The organism is uncultured Ligilactobacillus sp. (assembly GCF_948826705.1).
GTDB lineage: Bacteria > Bacillota > Bacilli > Lactobacillales > Lactobacillaceae > Ligilactobacillus.
Genome location: NZ_CAQLEL010000061.1, coordinates 1 through 20,733, shown reverse-complemented (window position 1 = coordinate 20,733; position 20,733 = coordinate 1). Strand labels below are relative to the sequence as shown.

The following is a 20,733-nucleotide window of genomic DNA, read 5'->3' as shown; positions in this document are numbered from 1 at the left end:
GTACATTTTCCATCAACAATTCTCGGTCGGTCCCCTTAACTGCGATGTCTTCTCGCATTACATTAAAGGCATCCGTCACAGTTGTTGTTACCGGTACATCTGTCGTATCGACTTCACTTAGTTGTTGTACCATATTGATGATCTGGTCCATTTGACCGGTGAATTTTTGTAATTTCGCATCGCTAAATTCAAGCTTTGCCAAACTTGCAACGTGCTTTACTTCATTTGCGCTGATCGCCATCTTCATCCTTCTTTCTTGCATATCTGCTTAATATTTTAGCATAGATCTGTTGACTTTTTTATAGTCGATTTTATTCTAATCATCAAAGACATGGGTATAGAAGTTACCACCATCTTTTTCACGAGCTAGAAAGGCTTGAACTTCCCCATCTGAACCCTTGATCGTGATATCGATCGGAATATCGCCTGGCAAGTAGGTCTTTGCCATCTGAGAAACAAATTGCGTGAAGCTCCTGATCTCAGTTTCACTGTAAAATTGAGTTGTGATCTTAACGTGTAGTTCTTGGAGTGATTTATTCTTATATTTGGCTTGAGCCGTTACCCCAGCTAAGTTAGGGAAAAAGCTTTGCGTCTTATTTTTGAAAGCATTGAATGAACTTTCATCGTTATCGTTGACCGCACCATTTTCTGCTGTTGATGGCAAGACTGATGTTTGGAGGTCGGTTTCTTTCCAACTTCCCAAAGTATCACCATCACTCACACTATAAGCATAGAACGTTCCCCCGACCAAGCTATCATTAGGAGCTTGTTCATACATACAGATCAAGATCGGCACATCCGAAGCTCCATCGAGTTTTCTGACCCGTTTCAAAACTTCAGCTGCTGCCTTTTTTCCCTCTTCTTCCATTTTTTCCTTGGAGATATTAGTGGTGTACATCGCACCATACTGTTCTTTTTGATAATAATCCTTACGATTCATTCCGATACCGATCGTGATCCCAGCTAATTCTAGTTTTCCATCGGTCTCTTTCATGTAATCTTGTTCTTCGATCTGTTGGATATAGATCGGATTTCGCTTGTCTGCGTCTTTTTCTCCATTATCCTCAGGGTTTAGACCAGTCGGATTGTCTTTTGATTTACGCCCTAACCAATCTTGAACAGTAGCTTTGGTCAACAACTGACCTTCACGGAAAATATAATCTTTGGTAGGAAATTCTTCTTTAGATAAAGTCGTCATACCACTTTCAAAACTCTTTAAATTCAACATATTTTCTGAATTTTGAATGATCCCGACACCGCGAGCCTTACTCGTCAAATAACGTCCATTTTCGATCACACCTTGATAATCGGAGGTATCTGCTTGCCCCGTAGTTTGGTAACCTTTTTTGGATTGTTGCGTTGATTGCGTGACTGAATTGCCAGAGCCACTCCCTAAATTACCACAGGCTGAAAGTAACATGGTACCTGCACATAAGCTAACTAATGCTAAATACTTCTTTCTCATCAATTGCCTCCTGTTTGCCGTAAAAATTCATCTTCATCAATAATTTTTATTCCTAATTCTTGGGCCTTAGTCAATTTACTACCAGCATCATGCCCTGCAACTAAAAGGTCAGTCTTTTTTGAAACACTCCCTGTTACTTTGGCACCATGCGCCTCCAAGATCTGTTTAGCTTGTGATCGTTTGATCTTGTCGAGTTTCCCCGTTAAGACTACAGTCAAGCCATTTAAGGGGTCATCAGCCGTTTGTTTGGCTAGCTCTTCAGCGCTTTGACCTAGAAAAGTTAAATTAACACCAGCGACAGCAAATTCTTCCAGTAATAGATCAACTTGTTCATTTTCAAAATATGTCACCACAGCATCAGCGATCGTTTCACCGATCGAGTCGAGTTCTACGATCTCTTCTACCGTTGCTTTCTTTAAAGCGTGGATCGTCTTAAAGTGTTGGGCCAAGATAAATGCCGCTTTGGCTCCCACATGTCGGATCCCCAAACCAAAGAGTAAGCGTTCTAATGAATTAGCTTTGCTCTGCTCGATCGCCTGTAATAGATTGTTGGCTGATTTTTCCTTGAATTTATCTAGCGTCAATAATTCATCAAAAGTCAAATTATACAGCCCCGCTGCATCTTTGATCAATTTCTTATCGAAGAGTTGTTCGATGATCTTTGGGCCTAATCCATCAATATTCATCGCATTTCGCGACGCAAAGTGAGTCAAACTTTCTTTTAAAAGAGCTGGACACTGCGGATTGATACAGCGCAATGCAACCTCGTCATCCAAATGAACGAGTTTTGCTCCACATTCAGGACATTTTGTCGGGATCACATAAGGTTTGCTTGAAGCCAGACGTTTAGCCAACACAACTTCTGAGATCTCTGGAATAATGTCACCTGCTTTGTGTAATTTGACAGTATCACCTAGGCGGATATCTTTTTGTTTTAGATAATCAGGATTGTGTAAAGAAGCCCTTGAGACCACAGTCCCTGCTAATGTCACAGGATCCATCACTGCCGTTGGTGTCACCACTCCAGTGCGTCCCACCGTCCATTCGATCTCACGGACGATCGTTTCTTGCTCGTCTGGTGGAAATTTATAGGCGATCGCCCAACGTGGAACTTTGACCGTATTTCCAACTTCAGCATGGATCGCAAACGGGTCGGCTTTGATCACGATCCCATCTATCTCATAAGCTAGCTGTGCTCGTTTAGCATGGTATTTGTCGATATAAGCATCGATCTCAGACATTTCACTAGCCACGATCGCTTCTTCATTGACTCTAAAGCCCCATGCTTTTAATTGAGCTAAAGCTTGGCTTTGGGTCGTGACCCCAAATTTTTCAGGTTCCATCAAGTAGTACATAAAGACACTTAAATTACGCTTGGCTGTTTCTTTGGTATCTAATTGCCGTAATGAACCAGCTGCAGCATTTCTTGGATTAGCAAAGACTGTTTGGCCCTGTTCTTCACGGGCTTTATTCAATTTTAGAAATGACTCTTTTGGCATATAGCATTCACCGCGGACCTCAACGTCGACCGGTTCACTTAAACGTAAGGGGATCGCCTTGATCGTTTTTAAGTTTTCCGTGATATCTTCACCGATGATCCCATTGCCACGTGTCGAACCTTTGACAAAGACACCTTTTTTATATACTAACGAGATCGCTAGGCCATCGATCTTTAATTCACAACTATAAGCAAAAGTCGTTGCTACATTTTCCTCTAATTTTGTTTTGAATTCTGCTAGTTCTGCTTTTGAAAAAACATCGCCTAGCGAAAGCATCGGGATCTCATGTTCGACCTTCTCAAAACCGCTTAAAACTTGGCCACCGACACGTCTAGTGGGCGAATCATCGGTTACAAGCTCAGGATACTTAGTTTCAAGTTCGACCAAATGCTGATAGGCGGCATCATAAACATGATCTTCCACTGTTGGTCGATCCAACACATAGTATTCATGGCTCCATTTATTCAATTGAGCACGTAGATCTTTGACTTCTTCTAAAGTCTTTGCTTCCATCTCTTTTACCTCTTTTTAAATCTTAGTGATCGGTGCAAAGGCAGCTAATAGTCGCTTGATCCCTTGGCCTGCAAAGGCGATATCAAGTTCGCTATCTTCGCCACTACCACTGACCTTGACCACAGTCCCTGTACCCCAAGCTTTATGGGAAACCTTATCACCGATATTCCATTGTTTCTTTTCAGCCCCAGTTCCTTGGCTTTTTTCGATAGTTCCAGCTGGTTTGCGATAAACTTGCTTCTTAGCAAATGGAACATCAACTTTGGTTTTTGGTTGATGATCAGCTAAAGTTTCGTTATCACTTTGTAACAATTCATCAGAGATCTCACTGATAAAACGTGAAACTTGGTTGTTTTGGCGCCGTCCATATAGCATCCGCGAAAAAGCATTTGATAAGTAGAGCTCTTCTTCAGCTCGTGTGATCCCGACATATGCCAAGCGTCGCTCTTCTTCGAGCTCACTTTCATCCATCACAGCCCGGCCTAACGGGAAGATCCCTTCTTCTAAGCCCATCAAAAAGACCATTGGAAATTCCAAGCCTTTAGCTGCGTGCAATGTCATCAAAGTCACTTCATCTGGATCTTCATCGACGCTATCTTGATCAGAGACTAAAGCTAGATCAGCTAAGAAATCAACGAATGGATCACTATTTTCTTCTTCTGGTTCCCAGTTTTCATCAAATTGCTTCGTGACAGACATAAATTCTTCTAAGTTTTCTAGGCGACTTTGATCTTCGAGCGTATTTTTAGCTTGCAAGCTTTGTTTGTAGCCCGATTCATCTAAAATGATCTCCGTCAATTCAGTGATATTTTTCGTTTTCTCTAATTCATTGAAACGCCGGATCAATTTAGCAAAATTTTCTAATTGCGTAGCTGCCTTACCACTTACGCCTGTCATAATGACATTTTCAGCTGCTTCGATCAAGGAAAGACCGTTCATCTCAGCAAATGCTTGCAATTTCGCCAAACTAGTTGCTCCGATCCCCCGTTTAGGCTCATTAGAAACGCGAGCAAAACTCAAGGAATCATTTGGATTGGCAGCTAAACGCAGATAAGCTAAAATATCCAAGATCTCTTTACGATCGTAGAAACGGTGAGCCCCAACTAATTTATACGGGATATTAGCTTTCACGAAGGTTTCTTCGATCACACGTGATTGGGCATTCGTACGGTATAAGACAGCAAAATCACCATAAAGCTTACCTTCAGTGCGCATTTTTTGCTGGATCTGCTTAACGACGTAAAAGGCCTCATCATTGGCATTATCCGCACGATAATAATGGATCTTTTCGCCTTCAGCATTTTGCGTCCATAAAGTTTTAGCTTTACGATTGATGTTATTTTCGATAACTTCATTAGCTGCTTGTAAGATCGTCTTAGTTGAACGATAATTTTGTTCCAACTTGATCACAGTTGCATCAGGATAATCTTCTTCAAAATTCATGATATTTTCCATGTTAGCCCCACGCCAACCGTAAATACTTTGATCAGCATCCCCCACAACACATAGATTACGATATGTTTGGGCTAACATGCTGACCAATTGATATTGGGCTTCGTTAGTATCTTGATATTCATCCACATGGATATAGTGGAATTTACGTTGATAAAATTCCAACGTTTCTGGTGATTCTTTAAATAACCGGATCGTCTGCATGATGAGATCATCAAAATCCAAAGCTTGATTATTTTGCAACTGCTCTTGGTATAATTCATAGGCATCACTTACCACCTGTGAAAATGGATCAGCTGCATCTTTTCTTAGTTCTGATGGTGTTTTTAAATCATTTTTAGCGTTCGAGATCGCACTCAAAACGGCCCGAGGCTCGAATTTTTTGACGTCAACGTTTAAATTATCCACTAAAATGTGTTTCATCAAAGTCCGTTGTTCACTTGTGCTTGCGATCGTAAAATTGCGATCATAGCCGATCTTTTCGGCATCACGGCGTAAGATCCGCACACATAAAGCGTGAAAAGTCGAGACCCAAATATCTTCTGCACCTTCAGCGATCAACTTGTTGATCCGCTCACGCATTTCACGTGCTGCTTTATTGGTGAAGGTGATCGCTAAAATATTCCAAGGATTTACATTTTTTTCTTCGATCAAGTAGGCTACACGATGTGTCAAGACCCGTGTTTTCCCACTACCGGCACCTGCCATGATGAGTAGTGGCCCTTCAGTGCAGGCTACAGCTTCTGCTTGCTTATCATTCATGCCATCTAATAAGTTTCTTGCTGTCAAAATTTTCAAATCCCCTCTAAAATTTTCAATCAATGCCTATTATAGCAAATATTACAGTCCTATTCTTTAAAATTACTTAAATCTTAGCAAACAAGATGCAAAAAGACGCCGATATAAATACCGTGCGTCTTAAAAATACTATTCAACTATTTCATTTTCAGCTGTGATCTCATCCCAGATCCCGGTTGCTTCGACTTGCTCCTTAGCATTTTTGCTCGAATCAGCAGTCACCAAAATATAACCTTCTGCTTTAACAGGATGAAGCGATTTAGGATAACGGAAATAATTATAATACCAATTATCCTTTAAGACCCATTGTGTCCGCAAAGCCTCCGTATCCTTGGTCTCGATCATTACCATCTCAGTTGGTTTTACCAAACTAGGTTTAGCCAAAGGGATCTGCGCTAAAGCACGCAAATGCTGTTCAAACATTGAAACGTCAGTAGCTTTATCAAACACATAACCTGAAGCGTATAAAGCAGGGATGATCCGTTTGATATACAAAGCACCACTCTTAGTCAAGAAAAATTCTGCTTGCAAGACCCCAACATAATCCAATTCTTTGACGATCTCAGCAGTCAAGCGTTTGACCTCAGCTGCAACTTCACCATCTAAAGCTACTGGCGCTAAGGTCGCATGTAAACGGTGTTCGCGATAATAATCTTCTGCGATCGGAAAATACGTCAAGTTACCATCTTTATCTCGGGCTAAAGTCAGTGACAATTCCTTTTCATATGGGATCCATGACTCGAGAACATACGTTCCTAGATCAATTATATCCGCACACTTAGCGATGTCTGTTTGCTTTTTGATGATCTGTTTACGGCGCTTGCCAAACCCTTTTTGGATCGGTTTTAAAACACATGGGTAACCGATCGAGCTGACTGCTTGATAAACATCATCTAAACTGACGATCGTAGCATACGGTGCAACGTTGATATTAAGTTGCTCAAAAAAAGCCCGTTCTAATAAGCGATCTTGCGTGATCTCCAACGTATCACTACCTTGTGGGACCCGCGTGAAACGTTGCAAGAATTTGACTGCCTCAACATCGATATTTTCTGAGGTATAAGTTACTAAGTCACACCGTTGTGCAAAATCTTGGAGCTTTGTTTTTTCGTTTAACTTACCGACCATTTTTACATCAGCTTCAGCTAACACAGGATTACTTTCGTCTGAACAATAAACAACTACGGTAAAGCCCATTTTCTTAGCCGTCCGTGCTAACATGATGCCGTTGGGATTGCCCCCGATGATCCCTAAAGTATCGCCTGGAAAAAGGATCTCTTGTTCCATTCTCTCACAACCTCTCGTATCACTAATACTTACTCTCTATTTTACCACATTACTCAGCGGGACAGTATTTTAACAATGTAAATTTTTAAAAATATATTTTGTGCCACTTAACAAAAAAAGCAGGCTTCCACCTGCTTTTTACACTTTATTTATCTACATCTTCTAAAACACGCACTTGTTGCTTGATATCTTTTTTGGCTAGCCCTTCTCTACCCTTGAAGGCCAAATTCAATAATACCGAACTTAAGCTTGCGACCACGATCCCATTACCTAAGAATAGTTGTACTGTGCGTGGTAGATTTTGGAAGATATTTGGATAGATCGAAACGCCCAGACCTAGACCGATCGAAACCGCCACAACTAAAATATTTCGTTGGTCAGTAAAATCAACACTGGCTAAGATCCTGATACCTTGCACACTGATCATCGCAAACATCACTAACATCGCACCACCTAAAACTGGTGTGGGGATCATTGTCGCTAACGCACCAACCTTAGGCAAAAGTCCTAACAACATCAAGAGTCCTGCTGACCAATAGATCGGGCGCTTGGTCTTGATCCCTGAAAGCTCAAGCAATCCAACGTTTTGTGAAAATGTCGTATATGGGAAAGTATTGAAGATCCCACCTAAAATGACTGCCATTCCTTCGGCCCGATAGCCGAGTTTGAGATCTTTTTCAGTGATCTTTTTATTCAAAATATCCCCTAAAGCAAAATAAACACCCGTCGATTCGACCATGGAAACCAAGGCGATAATGATCATCGTAACAGAAGAAGACCATTCAAAGTGGGGCACCCCAAAGTAAAAAGGCTGTGGCATATGGAACCATGGTGCTTCATGTAACGGAGCTAGGGAAACTAGTCCCATCGCTGTAGCTACTAAACTACCGATCACTAACCCCAATAAGACCGCGATCGAACTCAAAAAACCTTTCGCAAAGACTTGGATCGCTAAGATCAAGATCACTGTCATAAAGCCTAAAGTGATATTGGTGAGTGAACCAAAATCTTTAGCACTAGCATTGCCCCCACCGATATTTTGGACTGCTATCGGGATCAATGTCAGACCGATAACAGTGATCAACGTCCCTGTCACTACAGGGGGAAAGAGGCGTTTGACCTTAGAAAATTGGCCTGAGACCAAACAAACAAAGATCCCAGCCACAATGATCGCCCCATACATCGTCTGGATCGTAAATTGGCTCCCGATCATTTTTAACGGTTCGACAGCTTGGATCGCACAACCTAAGACAACGGGGAGACCGATCCCAAAATACCGATTGCGCATGAGCTGAAGTAAGGTTGCTAACCCACACATAAAAATGTCGATCGAAACTAGGTAAGTCATCTGTTCAGTGTTAAAATCCAATGCTGTCCCGATCAATAATGGAACAGCCACTGCTCCAGAATACATCGCTAATAAATGCTGTAATCCTAGTAAAGCTGCCTGACTGTTATTTGCTTTTTTCATCGTGTTATTCCCCCACAAAGTGCACTTTATCGCCTTCAAAAGAAGCGATCCGCGCAAGTGATTCCAATCTTACCCCGCGATCTTTGATCAACTTAGCCCCTTCTTGGAACGACTTTTCAACAACTACCCCAGCTCCAACGATATGGGCATTAGCTTGTTGACAGATCTCAAGTAAACCCAAGATCGCCTGACCGTTAGCCAAGAAATCATCGATCACTAACACTTTGTCAGACTCTGATAAAAATTTTTGATCGACTGAGATCGTATTGGTCACTTTTTTAGTGTATGAATAGACCTCAGCCATATAGACATCACTACCCAAAGTCGATGGCTTTTTCTTTCGCGCAAAGACCACTGGAACATCCATCACGAGTCCAGCCATGATAGCTGGGGCGATCCCTGAAGCTTCGACCGTCAAGATCTTTGTCACAGCCTCATCTTTGAATAACTGCTCAAATTCTTGGCCGATCTCATACATCAACTGTGGATCGATCTGATGGTTCAAGAATTGATTGACCTTTAACACATTTCCTGGTAAAACAACACCATCTTGTTTGATGCGTTCTTCTAATACTTTCAAGCTATATCCCCCTAAAAATAATAAAGACCAGACTTTGGCAATAACAAAAGTCTGGTCTCCTAACGTTTTTTTACTCATAGTCCAAGATTTACGGTCTTGGGTAGAAACTCGCCAACCAGATTATGGCATTATATAAGTAACCTGTAGCTAGAATAGCATAACTATTTTTCGTTTTCAAGCTCAAATATTCGGTTTTTACACCAAAACATTTGATCTATATCATAAATCATATTGATTTAAGTTGTACTGTTTGATCAATGCGATCAACTTTTCAGCATAATCGGGATCGGTCGCATAACCTTGATTTTGCAAAGCCCATGCTGCTTGTTCATAATTCTTAGCTTGCAGTACTGGTCCATAATGGTCGGTATTCCAGTCCGTTCCATTAACAAAGAGTTGTGTATGCGCCTTGACTGAATCTTCCCAACTGCCATAGACCGCAAAAGTATCCTTGATCGTGGTCCATTGTCCATCAACATATTCTTGCGTCGTCATCAAAGACCCATTTGGATTTTTGATCCCAAATAAGTTATTATACTTAGCAGAAAGTTCGCTTTTGCCCCAATCGGACTCTAAGGCTGCTTGAGCTAATGTGATACTAGCAAAAACACCGTATTGTCGCTGTTCTGCTTGAGCGATCGGAGCAAGTTGCTTGATAAAATTTTGTTTAGCTTGTTCATCATTTGAAATTGTCGTTTGCGGTGTCTCACTAGTAGCAAAATATTTATCCGCCATGCCCGTAAGAAATGTTACCGCGAGTAGCACTATAAAACCTAAAAAAAGTAACTGTGAGTAATTTTTCTTTTTTCTACGTGCCACAAAATACCGCCTTTCTAAAGAATCAAGAACCTACGCTTTTAATTTTCTCAGTAAAGGAAGCGAAACACTTGGGGCAATGATCGCTGCTAAAGCTGCTTCTGGCAAACCATTTGTTGCCACGACTCCTAATAGATATGGTAATAATGCCGCTACATCCAAGGCATACATCGCTGGTGCTTGTCCTTGGTAAAAGAGATAGATCTGACCTAAAACTAACAATGTATTAGTCAATGAACCTAAAACTGCGGCGACACCTGCAGCTAAAACCTTCGAAGCTATACGTTTAGATAACCACCTAAACGTATAGCCAGCCACTACCCCGATCAAGATCCGTGGTAAAACAGAGACCAGTGGATTAGTAAAGACGATCGTTGCTAAGGGACTTGTCGGCCAAACAAAAGCACGAACAAATGTGATCGTGCCCCAGACTCCACCGACGATCGCACCATCTTTAGGACCTAAAACGAGTGCAGCAACGATCACAGTAATGTGGATGATCGTTAAATTAAGTGGTCCGAGCGGGATATAGCCTAAAAATGGGATAAAATTTTGGATAATAATGATCGCTATAAATAGCGCTAAAAAGGCGATCTGTTGCGTTTTTTTTCGTTGTTTCAAATTAAACTTCCTTTTTTGTGATCTTTTTATAGATTATATTATCCCACGTTAAATATTACAAAAGAAAAGTTTGCTGATCACTTGTTAAGTTTATTTTAGTCATTTTTTGTTACGATGCAAGGAATTTTCCAAAAATTTAAAAAAGTCAGTTCTAATGCTTAAAACACTAAAACTGACTCTATATTACACTAAATAAATTGTAAGATCGCCATCAAGATCGGTACTACGACCACAAATAAAACAGTGCTCATTACGACCACATCGGTTGCATATTTAACATCCCCATGGGCTTCTTTTGCCAAAATAGGCAAGACGGCTAACATCGGTGTTGCCGATTGAACAACTAATGTTTGACGCATCAATGTTGGTAAGTCGATACCAAAACTTGTGCCTGCTTTGATCAATAAGATCAACACGATTGGTGATAATACAAAACGACCCAATAACGCTAAGATCGAATCGCGTTCGAAACGGAAATTGTTCAAACCTGCATCACACAACACGATCCCGATATAGATCAAGGACAATGGTGTCACTAAAGCACCAACATAAGACAAAGTTTGTCCCATAAAACTTGGTACTGGAATACCTAACAACAACCACACGATCGCTACGATAAAACCAACTAATGGCATTGGTAGGATCTTTTTCCAATTGATCTTATGAGCTTTCTTTTGACTCTTATCGACTGTTGGATCATCATTTGAGATCAAGTAAACACCAAAGGCCCAAGTTGAAACGGTATTGATGATGTAATAGATCAAGAAATAACTCATTGCCTTTTCGCCAAACAGCGCATTGTTCAAAGGCATCCCGATAAAGATCGTATTTGCGTTAACGACCGCGTTCATAAAGATCCCACGACGACCCGGCTTGATCTTTAAGACCTTAACTACCAACCAAGCGATCACATAACCAATGATCACACCCAGAGCTGGAAAAATGATACCTTTTCCTAAGCCTAAAAGACTTTCACGCGTCAAATGGTCCATCACGCCCATAAAGATAGAAGCTGGCAAAGCGATCTTGGTGATCAAAGATGCGATATTGCCACCAAATGAATCGGCAAACCAACCTGTTTTACGTAAAATATAACCAAGTGCCATGATCAATACGATCACAAGCACACTTGAGACGGAAGTTAAAAAAACTGCCATAATAATTCTCCTTCTTCTACCAAAGATAAAAGACCAACAAGTGGCCTTTTATCAATTTATTAATATTTAGGTTCCCACTTCATATCAGCCACAGCCTTTTTAGCGTCTGTCACGCCAGCAAGTCCTTGGTCGATCGCTGATTGTGCTACGACTTGAGCAACAGTTTGTGAGAATTCTTGTAACTTAGAAACTGGTGGTAACACCGCAGCGCCTGGTTGATCTGGATCAACGATGCCGCCTAAAGCGTGGGCTGCATCAGCCAACATCTTTTCGTTTAAGATCTTAGCTTTAGCCGCGATCGCACCAAAACCAACACCTGGATAGACCAATGCATTGTTTGCTTGACCGATATTGTAAGTTATACCGTTATATTCAATATCACCGGCTGGAATACCTGTTGCAACTAAAGCACGACCGTCTGTCCATTTCAAAAGATCTTCTGCTTTAGCTTCAGCCAAACGTGTTGGATTAGACAATGGGAAGATCACTGGCCGTTTCGTGTGAGCTGCCATTTCCTTAACGATACTTTCAGTGAAAGTGCCTGGTTGTGTCGATGTCCCGATCATGACCGTTGGATGAACTGCTTTAACGACAGCTTCTAAATTGGTCAATTCATCAGCATTATCAAATTCTGAACGTTTACGTACAAAAGCTTTTTGACCTGGCGTCAGATCTTCTGTGTCTTCGAATAAAAGCCCTTGTTTATCGACCAAGTAGAAGTGCTTTTTAGCTTCTTTCTCACTTAGACCTTCGCGAACTAATTCATCAAATAACATGTTGGCGATCCCGACACCAGCTGTCCCAGCACCGAAAGTCAAGAAGATCTGATCAGTGATCTTTTCTTTAGAAATGTTCATCGCACCCAAGACACCAGCAAGAGAAATGATACCTGTACCTTGGATATCATCATTGAATGTCAAGATCTTATCTTGATATTTTTCCAAGATCACCGCTGCATTCGAGCGCCCAAAATCTTCAAAGTGCAATAAACTTTCTGGGAAAAGTTTTTCTGCTGCAGCAACAAATTTGTCGACCATCGCATGATATTTTTCACCGTAAACACGTGCATGGCGGTTACCAAGATAAAGTGGGTCATTCAATAACGTTTCATTGTTTGTCCCAGCATCAAGTGAAACTGGTAAAACTTGAGCTGGATCGATACCAGCTGCGGCTGTATAGACCATCAATTTGCCGACTGCGATATCAACACCGTTAACGCCCCAATCCCCCATACCAAGGATACCTTCAGCATCTGTTACAACGATCAATCGAATGTCACGCCCGTCAGCTGCATTTTTCAAAGAATCTTCAATGCTGTCTTGATCATCAACAGAGATAAAAGCAGCTTCTTGAGGACGAGTGAAGATCTCACTATATTGTTCGATCGATTCAGCGATGACTGGATCATACACGACTGGCATAAATTCTACGATGTGTTGTCCCATCAAATAGTAGAATAATGTTCGATTAGTATTAAAGATCGTCATCAAAAATTGGCGTTGTTCCAATTGGCTTGATTTGCTCTTGAATTGACCGTAAGCTTGATCTGCTTGTTCTTGTAAAGTTTGGACCTTAGCTGGTAAAGTACCTATCAAACCAAGTTCTTTACGTTCTTCAACTGTAAAAGCTGTTCCTTTATTTAAAAATGGATCATTTAAAATATTCATTGTATCTGCCATTGCTATCTACTCCTTTTTCCTAGACCTCAATTGATGTCACTCATTTTAAAACGGTGTAATTTTTATAGTCAACTTTGTGGTACACTATTAGTAAAATTAATATGAGCTTTTAAAAAGCTGTCAAATCAAGGATCTGAAAATGAATATTAGAGATTTTGAATATTTCCACCAATTAGTCAAAGAAAAAAATTTTTCCAAAGTTGCCCAAATCTTTTCTGTCAGTCAACCAACTGTTACGTTAGCTATCAAACGGCTAGAAGAAGAATTTGAAACAACTTTCTTTATCCGTGATCGTTCACACAAAGAATTACTGGTCACCCCAAGTGGCTATCAATTCGATGCACATTTAAAAGTGATCTTAAATGAATTAACTATTGCCCAAAAGGAAGCTTTGCGCGCTAAACAAGAAAAGTTACTTTTTGGGCTACCACCGATCATCGGCAATTATTTTTTCCCCAATATCGTTTCTAAATTGATCGCCACGGGTCTGATCGAACAACTCGAGACCAAAGAAGCTGGTTCACAGGCTTTACTCAAACTCTTATTGGATGGATCACTTGATTTTTGCCTCTTAGGCTCACTTGAACCTTTGACCCAACCCTCCCTAAAAGCCGAAAATTTTGCCCAAACATCATTTAAGATCATCGTCAGCAAGCAACATCCCCTAGCACAAAAAAAGGCAGTCTATTTTTCCGAACTAAAAGATGAGCGCTTTATCGTGCATAATGAAGGCTTCATTCACGATAAAGTCCTCAAAATTTTAGCACAAAAAGAACACTTTCGACCTGATATCATCTACCGTACTAATTACGTCCACGTTTTAAAATCTATGGTCGCAAGCAATACTGGGATCGCCTGTTTGACAGACATTGCGATCAGTCCCAACGATGATTTTTCTGTTCTAGAACTTCTGGATGAACAACAGCCAAAATTCCTACTCTCGATCGTCACACGCGCGACCCAAATAATGACACCTGCTAAAAAGCAGTTGCTGGATATCTTACACGATGCGGTCTATCAATTCCCCTTTGAAAAGGAGGCTGAGAAATGACTTTAGCAAGATTTAACGCTCCACAACACCAATATTTCAAACTAGCTGTAACAGAACTCAAAGCACAAAAGAAACGCTCCCACTGGATGTGGTTCATGTTTCCACAATTACGTGGCTTAGGTAAAAGTCAGACCGCTTACCTATACGGAATAGCTGATCTCAATGAAGCCAAAGCCTTTTTAGCCGATCCATATTTAGGCAATAATTTACGTCAACTGTGCGAAGTTCTTTTACAAGTTCCAACCAATAACGCTAAAACGATCTTCGGTTTCCCCGACGATCTAAAGCTCAAGTCATCAATGACACTCTTCGCTAAAGCCAGTACCGAACCTATTTTTCAAGCTGTACTGGATAAATTTTTTCATGGAAAATACGATCAAAAGACACTCGTATTACTAAAAAATACGTAAAAACAAGCCCCTACCAGTAGCATCGTGGTGGGGGCTATCTATACGTGCTGACTGCATTGTCAGCACACTCTATCTTTATATACTATTCTTTTCGTAAAGCTTCAACTGGGTCTAATTTTGAAGCGCGATCGGCTGGCAAAAGTCCTGCTAACATACTGATGACTACACTGATCAAGATACCTGCCAAAATATAGTTAGTCGTCATCATCACTACCGACACTTCAAACTGAGCTACCGTAAAATAGTTCACTAAAACTTGCAAGATCCAAGTCAACATGACTCCAAGTATCCCTGAACTCAGACCGATCAAGAAAGCTTCTGAAACAAAGATCCGACGAATATCTTTTCTTCTAGCACCTAAGGCTTTTAAGACCCCTATCTCTTTAGTGCGTTCAACCACTGAAATATTCAAGACCACTAAGATCATGATCGCTGAGACCACTAACGAAACTGCTGCGATCGCGGCTAAGACATAACTGATCACATCCATCATTTGGGTGAACATCTCAGTCATCGTTTCTTGCATCGAACCACTAAAGCCGAGCTTTTTGACCTCATCTTTGATCTTTTCGGTATTATCTTTATTCTTAGTATAGAGATACACAACATTAGGCTTTAACGTTTGTCCATTTTGAGCAAAAATCTCTTTTAGATCACTATAACGTACGATCGCAGTGCTGAAGTTAGACCCCTGCTGTTCATAGGTCCCGCTGACTTTTAATTTTTGCTCGACTTGCTTACCATCGATCGTTAGTTTGAATGTTACTTCTTTACCAACAATATTCTTGGCTAAAAGATCTGCTGTTCCCTTATCAAGCAATACTTCATCTTTTTCAGGTGCTTTACCCGAAACGATACTTGATTTGGTGATATTGCTCGACATCGTCTGTAACGTCATGATCGTAGCATTTTTATCACCATAACTAATACTATTTGTACCTAATGAAAGGGTCGAATAGCCCTTCTCAAGACGATCGACATGTTTGATAGTTTTAAGTTTTGTGATATCTTTTGTTGTAAAATCATTATCTGTTCCTGAGCCCGTCAAAGCTGCCATATTATTTTGCTGTATTCGACTGATCTCTACATGATCGTCCATGGCCGGTTGCTTATCGGGATCGGGCATCATACTTTGACGATGTACTTCCGTCACATTAGGATTGGTGTAACTATTCATCGTGTCTTTGATATAAGTAGTTACACCTCGCCCGATCGATAACATCAAAACGACCGCCATGATCCCAATACTAGTCCCAAAGGCAACTAAAGCATTGCGGCCTAATTTAGCTTCCATGTTGAGAAAGGCTAATCTGATCGCATTGAATAAGCTCATATTTTTGACCTTGATAGCGTCATGTTCTGCTTTCGTCGATAAGGGTTCTAACTTACCCGTCACCTCATCTGAGATCAATTTTCCATTATCGATCCGCAAGATCCGAGTACAATGAGCAGCTACACGATCTGAATGAGTCACCATCAAAACTAGCTTGCCACTTTGAGCGATCTCTTTGATCAAAGCCAAAACATTATCCGTCGTTTCAGCATCTAAAGCTCCCGTAGGTTCATCAGCAATGATAACATCTGGATCATTGATCAAAGCCCGCGCGATCGCAACGCGTTGCTTTTGTCCACCAGATATCTGATCTGGCTTTTTATAGAGATGATCTTTTAAACCAACTTTTTCTAACAGTTCCTTAGCGCGTTTGACCCGCGTCTCTTTATCGATATTAGACAAAGTCATCGCTAATGCAACATTATCGATCAAATTCAAATGGGAGATCAAGTTGAAGTTTTGAAAGATAAAACCGATACTTTTCTTATGGTAATCAGCTAGTTCTTGGGCAGTGTAGTCGCGCAAATTTTTCCCCCGATAACTGATCTCACCTTCAAAGTCAGAATCTAAACCACCGATCAAATTCATCAACGTGGATTTTCCACTCCCTGATTCACCGACGATCGAAACTAATTCACCAGCTGAGAAAGTTGCATTGATCTTTTTCAATGCCTCAAAGAAGCCACCCCCAGCCAACTTATAAATTTTAACGACATTTTTTAATTTTAAGATCTCCATCCTGCTCATCCTCTCCATATCTTCCTCCTCGCCATAATTTTAATATTTAATAATTGAACCGTCTACAAAAAAAGACTAGCGACAATTGCCCCTAGTCTAAGATGATTTAACTATGCATGTGCTCTTCTACCAAAGATAGCTGACACAATAAGTACCAAGATCACCGCACCAATGATCGATGGAATGATCGCCATCCCTGCGAGTTGTGGCCCCCAAGTACCTAGTAAAGCTTCACCCAATGATGAACCGATCAGACCAGCTAAAATATTACTGATCCAACCCATCGAACCACCATTTTTCGTCAAGGCACCGGCGATCGCACCGATGATCGCACCAACGATCAATACCCAAAGCCAATGTAACATTTAGATCGCTCCCTTACTTATTTTCGTCATCTTTTTCAAATTTTTCTTTTAGCTTTTCAGCGCCCTGTTCGATATCTTCTTTTAGGTCGGCTGCTTTTTCACGCGCTTTACCCAACAAACCTTGTGCTTTACCTTGAGTCTTACGTACTTTGTCATCGGTCAATTTCCCTTCGGTTTCTTTGACCTTCCCTACAGCTTCATCTTTTAAGCCTTTTAATTTTTCTTCACTCATTTTTTGTTCTCCTATTTATTATCTTGTTGTAATTCTTCCTTAGTCTTTACGTCGTTGATATGCATTTCAAATTTCACTAAATTCAAACCTGTCATCTCGCGTAAAGCTTTTTGGACTCTCCTTGAGACCTCTTTAAAGATCGTCTCTGCGCTTTTACCATATTCGATCGTAGCGTCCATTTTGATCGCTACTTGCTTTTCACCGACTTCGGCTTCGATCCCCTTGGTCTTATCGGTTCCTTGGGTCAGCTTATCGGTAAATTCACTAAACATATTTCCATCAAGCGAAATGATCCCGGGAACTTGGTTTGCTGTGATACCTGCAATTTTCTCGATCACTTGATCATCAAAGGTCAATTTCTGTTCTAACTTTTCTTTTTCCATATCGTTTACCTCGCAATTTCTTTTCATCCCTAGACAATAGTAACTTTTTGATCATAATGATATGGTTTAAGTTTTAAATCTAAACGTCTTAGTTCGATATTCAACATCTCCTTTAAATCACGCCTCACAGTATGGGTGAGTTGTGACTCTAACACTGTAGGATCGGTCGCTTGCGATAACATCGCCAAAACAACTACATCAGCTTGCTTCCGATTAGATAACAACTTAACTTTGACCTCAATGTTAAACAGATCATACTTACCAAGCGTCAAACGAACATTATTCTCAACTGCTTTTTGATCGATCTGAACCTTATTAGCATGATCGCGATGGATCGTCATACTGCTCTGTGTCGTCGGGCGACTGATCGTCCAACTAAGCCACAAAACTGCAAGTACAACTAGATATATCCCAAGTCCTAAAATAACTTTTTGACCCAAGTCAGTCAGTAGATAACCAAAAATATTTTGGAAGATACTTGCCTGTGGGAAAAACCACCAAGCGATCACGATGCCTCCTAAAGCAGCTTGGAGAAACATTCCAAAACAAATACTCCATTTGATCCATGCTTTCATGACATCACGCCTTTCTTGTCCCTACCCTAACCCTAACAGGTATCTCACTTTTTTGCATGTCATTTCGTAAACAAATCAAACTTCTTAACTTAAAATAAATAATATTTAATTTTTTATTATTTTTCAAAAAAAAGAGGCTTTTGCATCACAAGCGACACAAAAGCCTTAAATCATCGTTTCTGTTCAATCCGTTTAAAGAAGAAACTCTTTAACCAATTACGATTTTTCTTTAGTTGTAAATAAGCTACCGCTGCGAAAAGCAATGCACCGATAAAGTCAGCAAATAGATCACCCATCGTATCCATCAACGCAGCGCGTCCAACTAATGGACGTCCTGCCTGCATATAACGTTGAAGATTCATACCAAAACTATCACACGTAAACTCATAGAATTCCCATAACACACCACAAAAAACCGCAAAGGCTACACTATACATCCCAATAAAAAAGGGTGAGATCTTTTCAATGGCATCCTCTGGAACTAAAGCGCCAAAGGCTGAAAAGGCGAAGCCACCTAACAACGCACCACTTAACAAATGCAGACCTTTGTCCCAATATGGAACACTATAAAAATGATAGACCGTCCCTAAATAAACTGAACCATAGATAAAAAGGGCAAAAAATAAATACAAAGTCGGTGGTAAATAGATCCGCAAGCGCTTAGTAGCCCACTTAGGGATCAATACGATAACTAAACCTAATACGATCTCAAGTGCTAAAAACCAAGCCGCGCCTTGATCTGCCATAGGACCTGATAAGGCATCTTTAACGGTAAAACCCAATGATAATACCATTGAAATAACGACAAACAGTAAAAATATATTCAAACAACGTTCACTAAAACTGCTTTTTTGCATGTTTTTCTTCCCTTCAAAAAATACTGCTATGTATTAATTAAAGGACAAGCACACAAATTTGGCAAGCAATTATCATCAAATCGTTGGGAAAAGCCCATAATTTTCCGTTTCGAGCACCTTAGTTTTGATCTTGCGCTCCAACAATCCCTCTTGTAGTAATGGAAGTTTCAGGCGTGATTGCTGGTCAAGTAAGAAAACGACCATTTCTGCCTCATAGACTCCAAATTCATCCGCAGCAAATGCAACAAGCTTCAAATGTAGATCTTCTGTCAACTTTTTCAGGGCTTGATCCAACACTTGCTGCTTTGAGTTATTACTCTTGATCAGTAACATATATATTCCCCCTAATTGTTGGTAATGCAAAAAGGTGACCCACATCAGGTCACCCTCATGCCAATAAGTATGAACAAGCTTGATCAAAAAAGATCGACTTTCTGCCATTATAGCTCATAGTGACAGAAAAATGTTTTATCAGGTCTTGACTGATTTCAGGACGACAAGCTTTTAACGCCCTAAGGCTAATACAATGAGGCTTCACTGCTCAGCCTAAAACTTGAAAATGACAGGATATAAAAATTATGCTATGATTGTTTCAGAATACTTGATCAAAGCTAATCAGCTAATTGTTGGCGCAATCGCTGGTATAAGTTTCAATATCGTCAATGGACATGGATCAACATACGGGAAAGCAATACTGATCCTTTCAACAAAGTAAACAAAATAGAGACACTTTTTATATATACCCAAATTCTTTACATTATGAATATATCACTCCAAAATAGGTATGTCAACAAACAATCTTCATTTTGCATCCACTTTTTCCATTGGCGCTTCATCTGGTCAAATTGATAAAGGAGGTGTGATATGGAGTCAACGATCCCCGAAGTGATCATCACACTTCGAGAAAGTCATGATCTATCACAAGCACAATTAGCTAAGTTGATGGGATTAAATAAAAATGTTATGGGTCGGATCGAACATGGCGATCGCCCATTACGAGCAGAAGAGATCTTAAAACTCGCTGAGATCTTTGATGTTTCAACTGATTTTATCTTAGGCAAAAAGTCCGCGGATGTTCCTAAGGGAGAAGCACTTTATCACAAACATAATGAACAAACTGCAAAAGATCTAGCACGCAAGATCAAAGACTTGATCGATCTTACTGAAAATGAGCCCGATCTAAACTTTGATGGCCTGCCTTTAACAAGTGACAATCGTAAGTTACTTGTCAACGCCCTTGAGATTGGCCTAGAACTCAGCCAACGCAAGCAAGCAGAGCATTATGACAATAACTAGAAAAGTTCTCTAAAGGCTATAATGCCCTCTAAGTATACAGATGAAATAGAAAATTCATCTTATACTTGGAGGGTATTTTATATGTCTAGGAAATCAAAATACAGTGCAGAACAAAAATTAGCTATACTAAATGAACTAACTCGTTCTAATATCAG

Annotated in this window: 21 protein-coding genes and 1 riboswitch; of the genes, 3 read left to right on the top strand and 18 right to left on the bottom strand. The window is 40.4% G+C overall.

Features of this window, described 5'->3' with window-relative positions:
* The 11 genes from gatC to Q9Q35_RS03310 form a co-directional block, all read right to left on the bottom strand.
* The coding region (gene gatC, locus Q9Q35_RS03360) for an Asp-tRNA(Asn)/Glu-tRNA(Gln) amidotransferase subunit GatC (protein WP_304652131.1) at window positions 1–241 on the bottom strand (241 nt) is incomplete at its 3' end.
* Between the two features lie 75 nt (window positions 242–316).
* Window positions 317–1,465: a CamS family sex pheromone protein gene (locus tag Q9Q35_RS03355; protein ID WP_304652130.1), complete on the bottom strand. Its 1,149-nt coding sequence runs from the start codon at window positions 1,463–1,465 to the stop codon at window positions 317–319.
* Window positions 1,465–3,477 carry an NAD-dependent DNA ligase LigA gene (ligA, locus tag Q9Q35_RS03350; RefSeq protein WP_304652129.1) on the bottom strand — a complete coding sequence of 671 codons (2,013 nt, stop codon included), beginning with the start codon at window positions 3,475–3,477 and terminating at the stop codon, window positions 1,465–1,467. The genes Q9Q35_RS03355 and ligA overlap by 1 nt, the downstream gene beginning before the upstream one ends.
* A gap of 15 nt (window positions 3,478–3,492) precedes the next feature.
* Window positions 3,493–5,691 (bottom strand): DNA helicase PcrA, encoded by a 2,199-nt coding sequence (gene pcrA, locus Q9Q35_RS03345; RefSeq protein ID WP_304652132.1) that lies wholly within the window; start codon window positions 5,689–5,691, stop codon window positions 3,493–3,495.
* 165 nt (window positions 5,692–5,856) lie between these two features.
* The gene (locus Q9Q35_RS03340; RefSeq protein ID WP_304652128.1) at window positions 5,857–7,014 is read right to left on the bottom strand and encodes an ATP-grasp domain-containing protein; all 1,158 of its coding nucleotides are present in this window, start codon (window positions 7,012–7,014) and stop codon (window positions 5,857–5,859) included.
* 145 nt (window positions 7,015–7,159) lie between these two features.
* Window positions 7,160–8,485: a nucleobase:cation symporter-2 family protein gene (locus Q9Q35_RS03335; RefSeq protein WP_304652127.1), complete on the bottom strand. Its 1,326-nt coding sequence runs from the start codon at window positions 8,483–8,485 to the stop codon at window positions 7,160–7,162.
* A 4-nt stretch (window positions 8,486–8,489) separates the two neighbouring features.
* On the bottom strand, window positions 8,490–9,065 hold the full coding sequence (locus Q9Q35_RS03330; protein WP_304652126.1) for a xanthine phosphoribosyltransferase: 576 nt from the start codon (window positions 9,063–9,065) through the stop codon (window positions 8,490–8,492).
* Between the two features lie 57 nt (window positions 9,066–9,122).
* Window positions 9,123–9,221: riboswitch (purine riboswitch) on the bottom strand.
* A gap of 63 nt (window positions 9,222–9,284) precedes the next feature.
* Window positions 9,285–9,884 carry a glycoside hydrolase family 73 protein gene (locus Q9Q35_RS03325; RefSeq protein WP_304652125.1) on the bottom strand — a complete coding sequence of 200 codons (600 nt, stop codon included), beginning with the start codon at window positions 9,882–9,884 and terminating at the stop codon, window positions 9,285–9,287.
* Between the two features lie 30 nt (window positions 9,885–9,914).
* Window positions 9,915–10,502, bottom strand: coding sequence for an ECF transporter S component (locus Q9Q35_RS03320; protein ID WP_304652124.1), 588 nt, complete (start codon window positions 10,500–10,502; stop codon window positions 9,915–9,917).
* A 188-nt stretch (window positions 10,503–10,690) separates the two neighbouring features.
* A complete protein-coding gene (locus Q9Q35_RS03315; RefSeq protein WP_304652123.1) occupies window positions 10,691–11,659 on the bottom strand; it encodes an AEC family transporter in 969 nt (322 codons plus the stop codon).
* Window positions 11,660–11,718: 59 nt separating this feature from the next.
* A complete protein-coding gene (locus tag Q9Q35_RS03310) occupies window positions 11,719–13,338 on the bottom strand; it encodes a malolactic enzyme (RefSeq protein WP_304652122.1) in 1,620 nt (539 codons plus the stop codon).
* 139 nt (window positions 13,339–13,477) lie between these two features.
* On the opposite strand from Q9Q35_RS03310, the gene Q9Q35_RS03305 reads away from it, so the two are divergent.
* Both Q9Q35_RS03305 and Q9Q35_RS03300 read left to right on the top strand, forming a co-directional pair.
* Window positions 13,478–14,389, top strand: a complete 912-nt coding sequence (locus Q9Q35_RS03305; RefSeq protein ID WP_304652121.1) for a LysR family transcriptional regulator — start codon at window positions 13,478–13,480, stop codon at window positions 14,387–14,389.
* Entirely contained in the window at window positions 14,386–14,799 is a 414-nt protein-coding gene (locus Q9Q35_RS03300; protein WP_304652120.1) for a DUF1810 domain-containing protein, read from the top strand. Before Q9Q35_RS03305 ends, Q9Q35_RS03300 begins: the two co-directional genes overlap by 4 nt.
* 82 nt (window positions 14,800–14,881) lie before the next feature.
* Here Q9Q35_RS03300 and Q9Q35_RS03295 read toward each other — a convergent pair whose 3' ends face one another.
* The 7 genes from Q9Q35_RS03295 to Q9Q35_RS03265 form a co-directional block, all read right to left on the bottom strand.
* Window positions 14,882–16,870 carry an ATP-binding cassette domain-containing protein gene (locus Q9Q35_RS03295; RefSeq protein ID WP_304652119.1) on the bottom strand — a complete coding sequence of 663 codons (1,989 nt, stop codon included), beginning with the start codon at window positions 16,868–16,870 and terminating at the stop codon, window positions 14,882–14,884.
* A gap of 110 nt (window positions 16,871–16,980) precedes the next feature.
* A complete protein-coding gene (locus Q9Q35_RS03290; protein WP_076149924.1) occupies window positions 16,981–17,235 on the bottom strand; it encodes a GlsB/YeaQ/YmgE family stress response membrane protein in 255 nt (84 codons plus the stop codon).
* 13 nt (window positions 17,236–17,248) lie between these two features.
* The gene (locus Q9Q35_RS03285; RefSeq protein WP_304652118.1) at window positions 17,249–17,467 is read right to left on the bottom strand and encodes a CsbD family protein; all 219 of its coding nucleotides are present in this window, start codon (window positions 17,465–17,467) and stop codon (window positions 17,249–17,251) included.
* A gap of 11 nt (window positions 17,468–17,478) precedes the next feature.
* Complete coding sequence (locus Q9Q35_RS03280; RefSeq protein WP_304652117.1) at window positions 17,479–17,850, bottom strand: Asp23/Gls24 family envelope stress response protein; 372 nt, start codon at window positions 17,848–17,850, stop codon at window positions 17,479–17,481.
* A gap of 29 nt (window positions 17,851–17,879) precedes the next feature.
* A complete protein-coding gene (gene amaP, locus Q9Q35_RS03275) occupies window positions 17,880–18,425 on the bottom strand; it encodes an alkaline shock response membrane anchor protein AmaP (RefSeq protein WP_304652116.1) in 546 nt (181 codons plus the stop codon).
* A 170-nt stretch (window positions 18,426–18,595) separates the two neighbouring features.
* The gene (locus tag Q9Q35_RS03270; RefSeq protein WP_304652115.1) at window positions 18,596–19,282 is read right to left on the bottom strand and encodes a hypothetical protein; all 687 of its coding nucleotides are present in this window, start codon (window positions 19,280–19,282) and stop codon (window positions 18,596–18,598) included.
* Window positions 19,283–19,357: 75 nt separating this feature from the next.
* Complete coding sequence (locus Q9Q35_RS03265; protein ID WP_304652114.1) at window positions 19,358–19,615, bottom strand: hypothetical protein; 258 nt, start codon at window positions 19,613–19,615, stop codon at window positions 19,358–19,360.
* 531 nt (window positions 19,616–20,146) lie between these two features.
* Here Q9Q35_RS03265 and Q9Q35_RS03260 point away from each other — a divergent pair.
* A complete protein-coding gene (locus tag Q9Q35_RS03260) occupies window positions 20,147–20,578 on the top strand; it encodes a helix-turn-helix domain-containing protein (protein WP_304652113.1) in 432 nt (143 codons plus the stop codon).
* Window positions 20,579–20,733 lie beyond the last annotated feature (155 nt).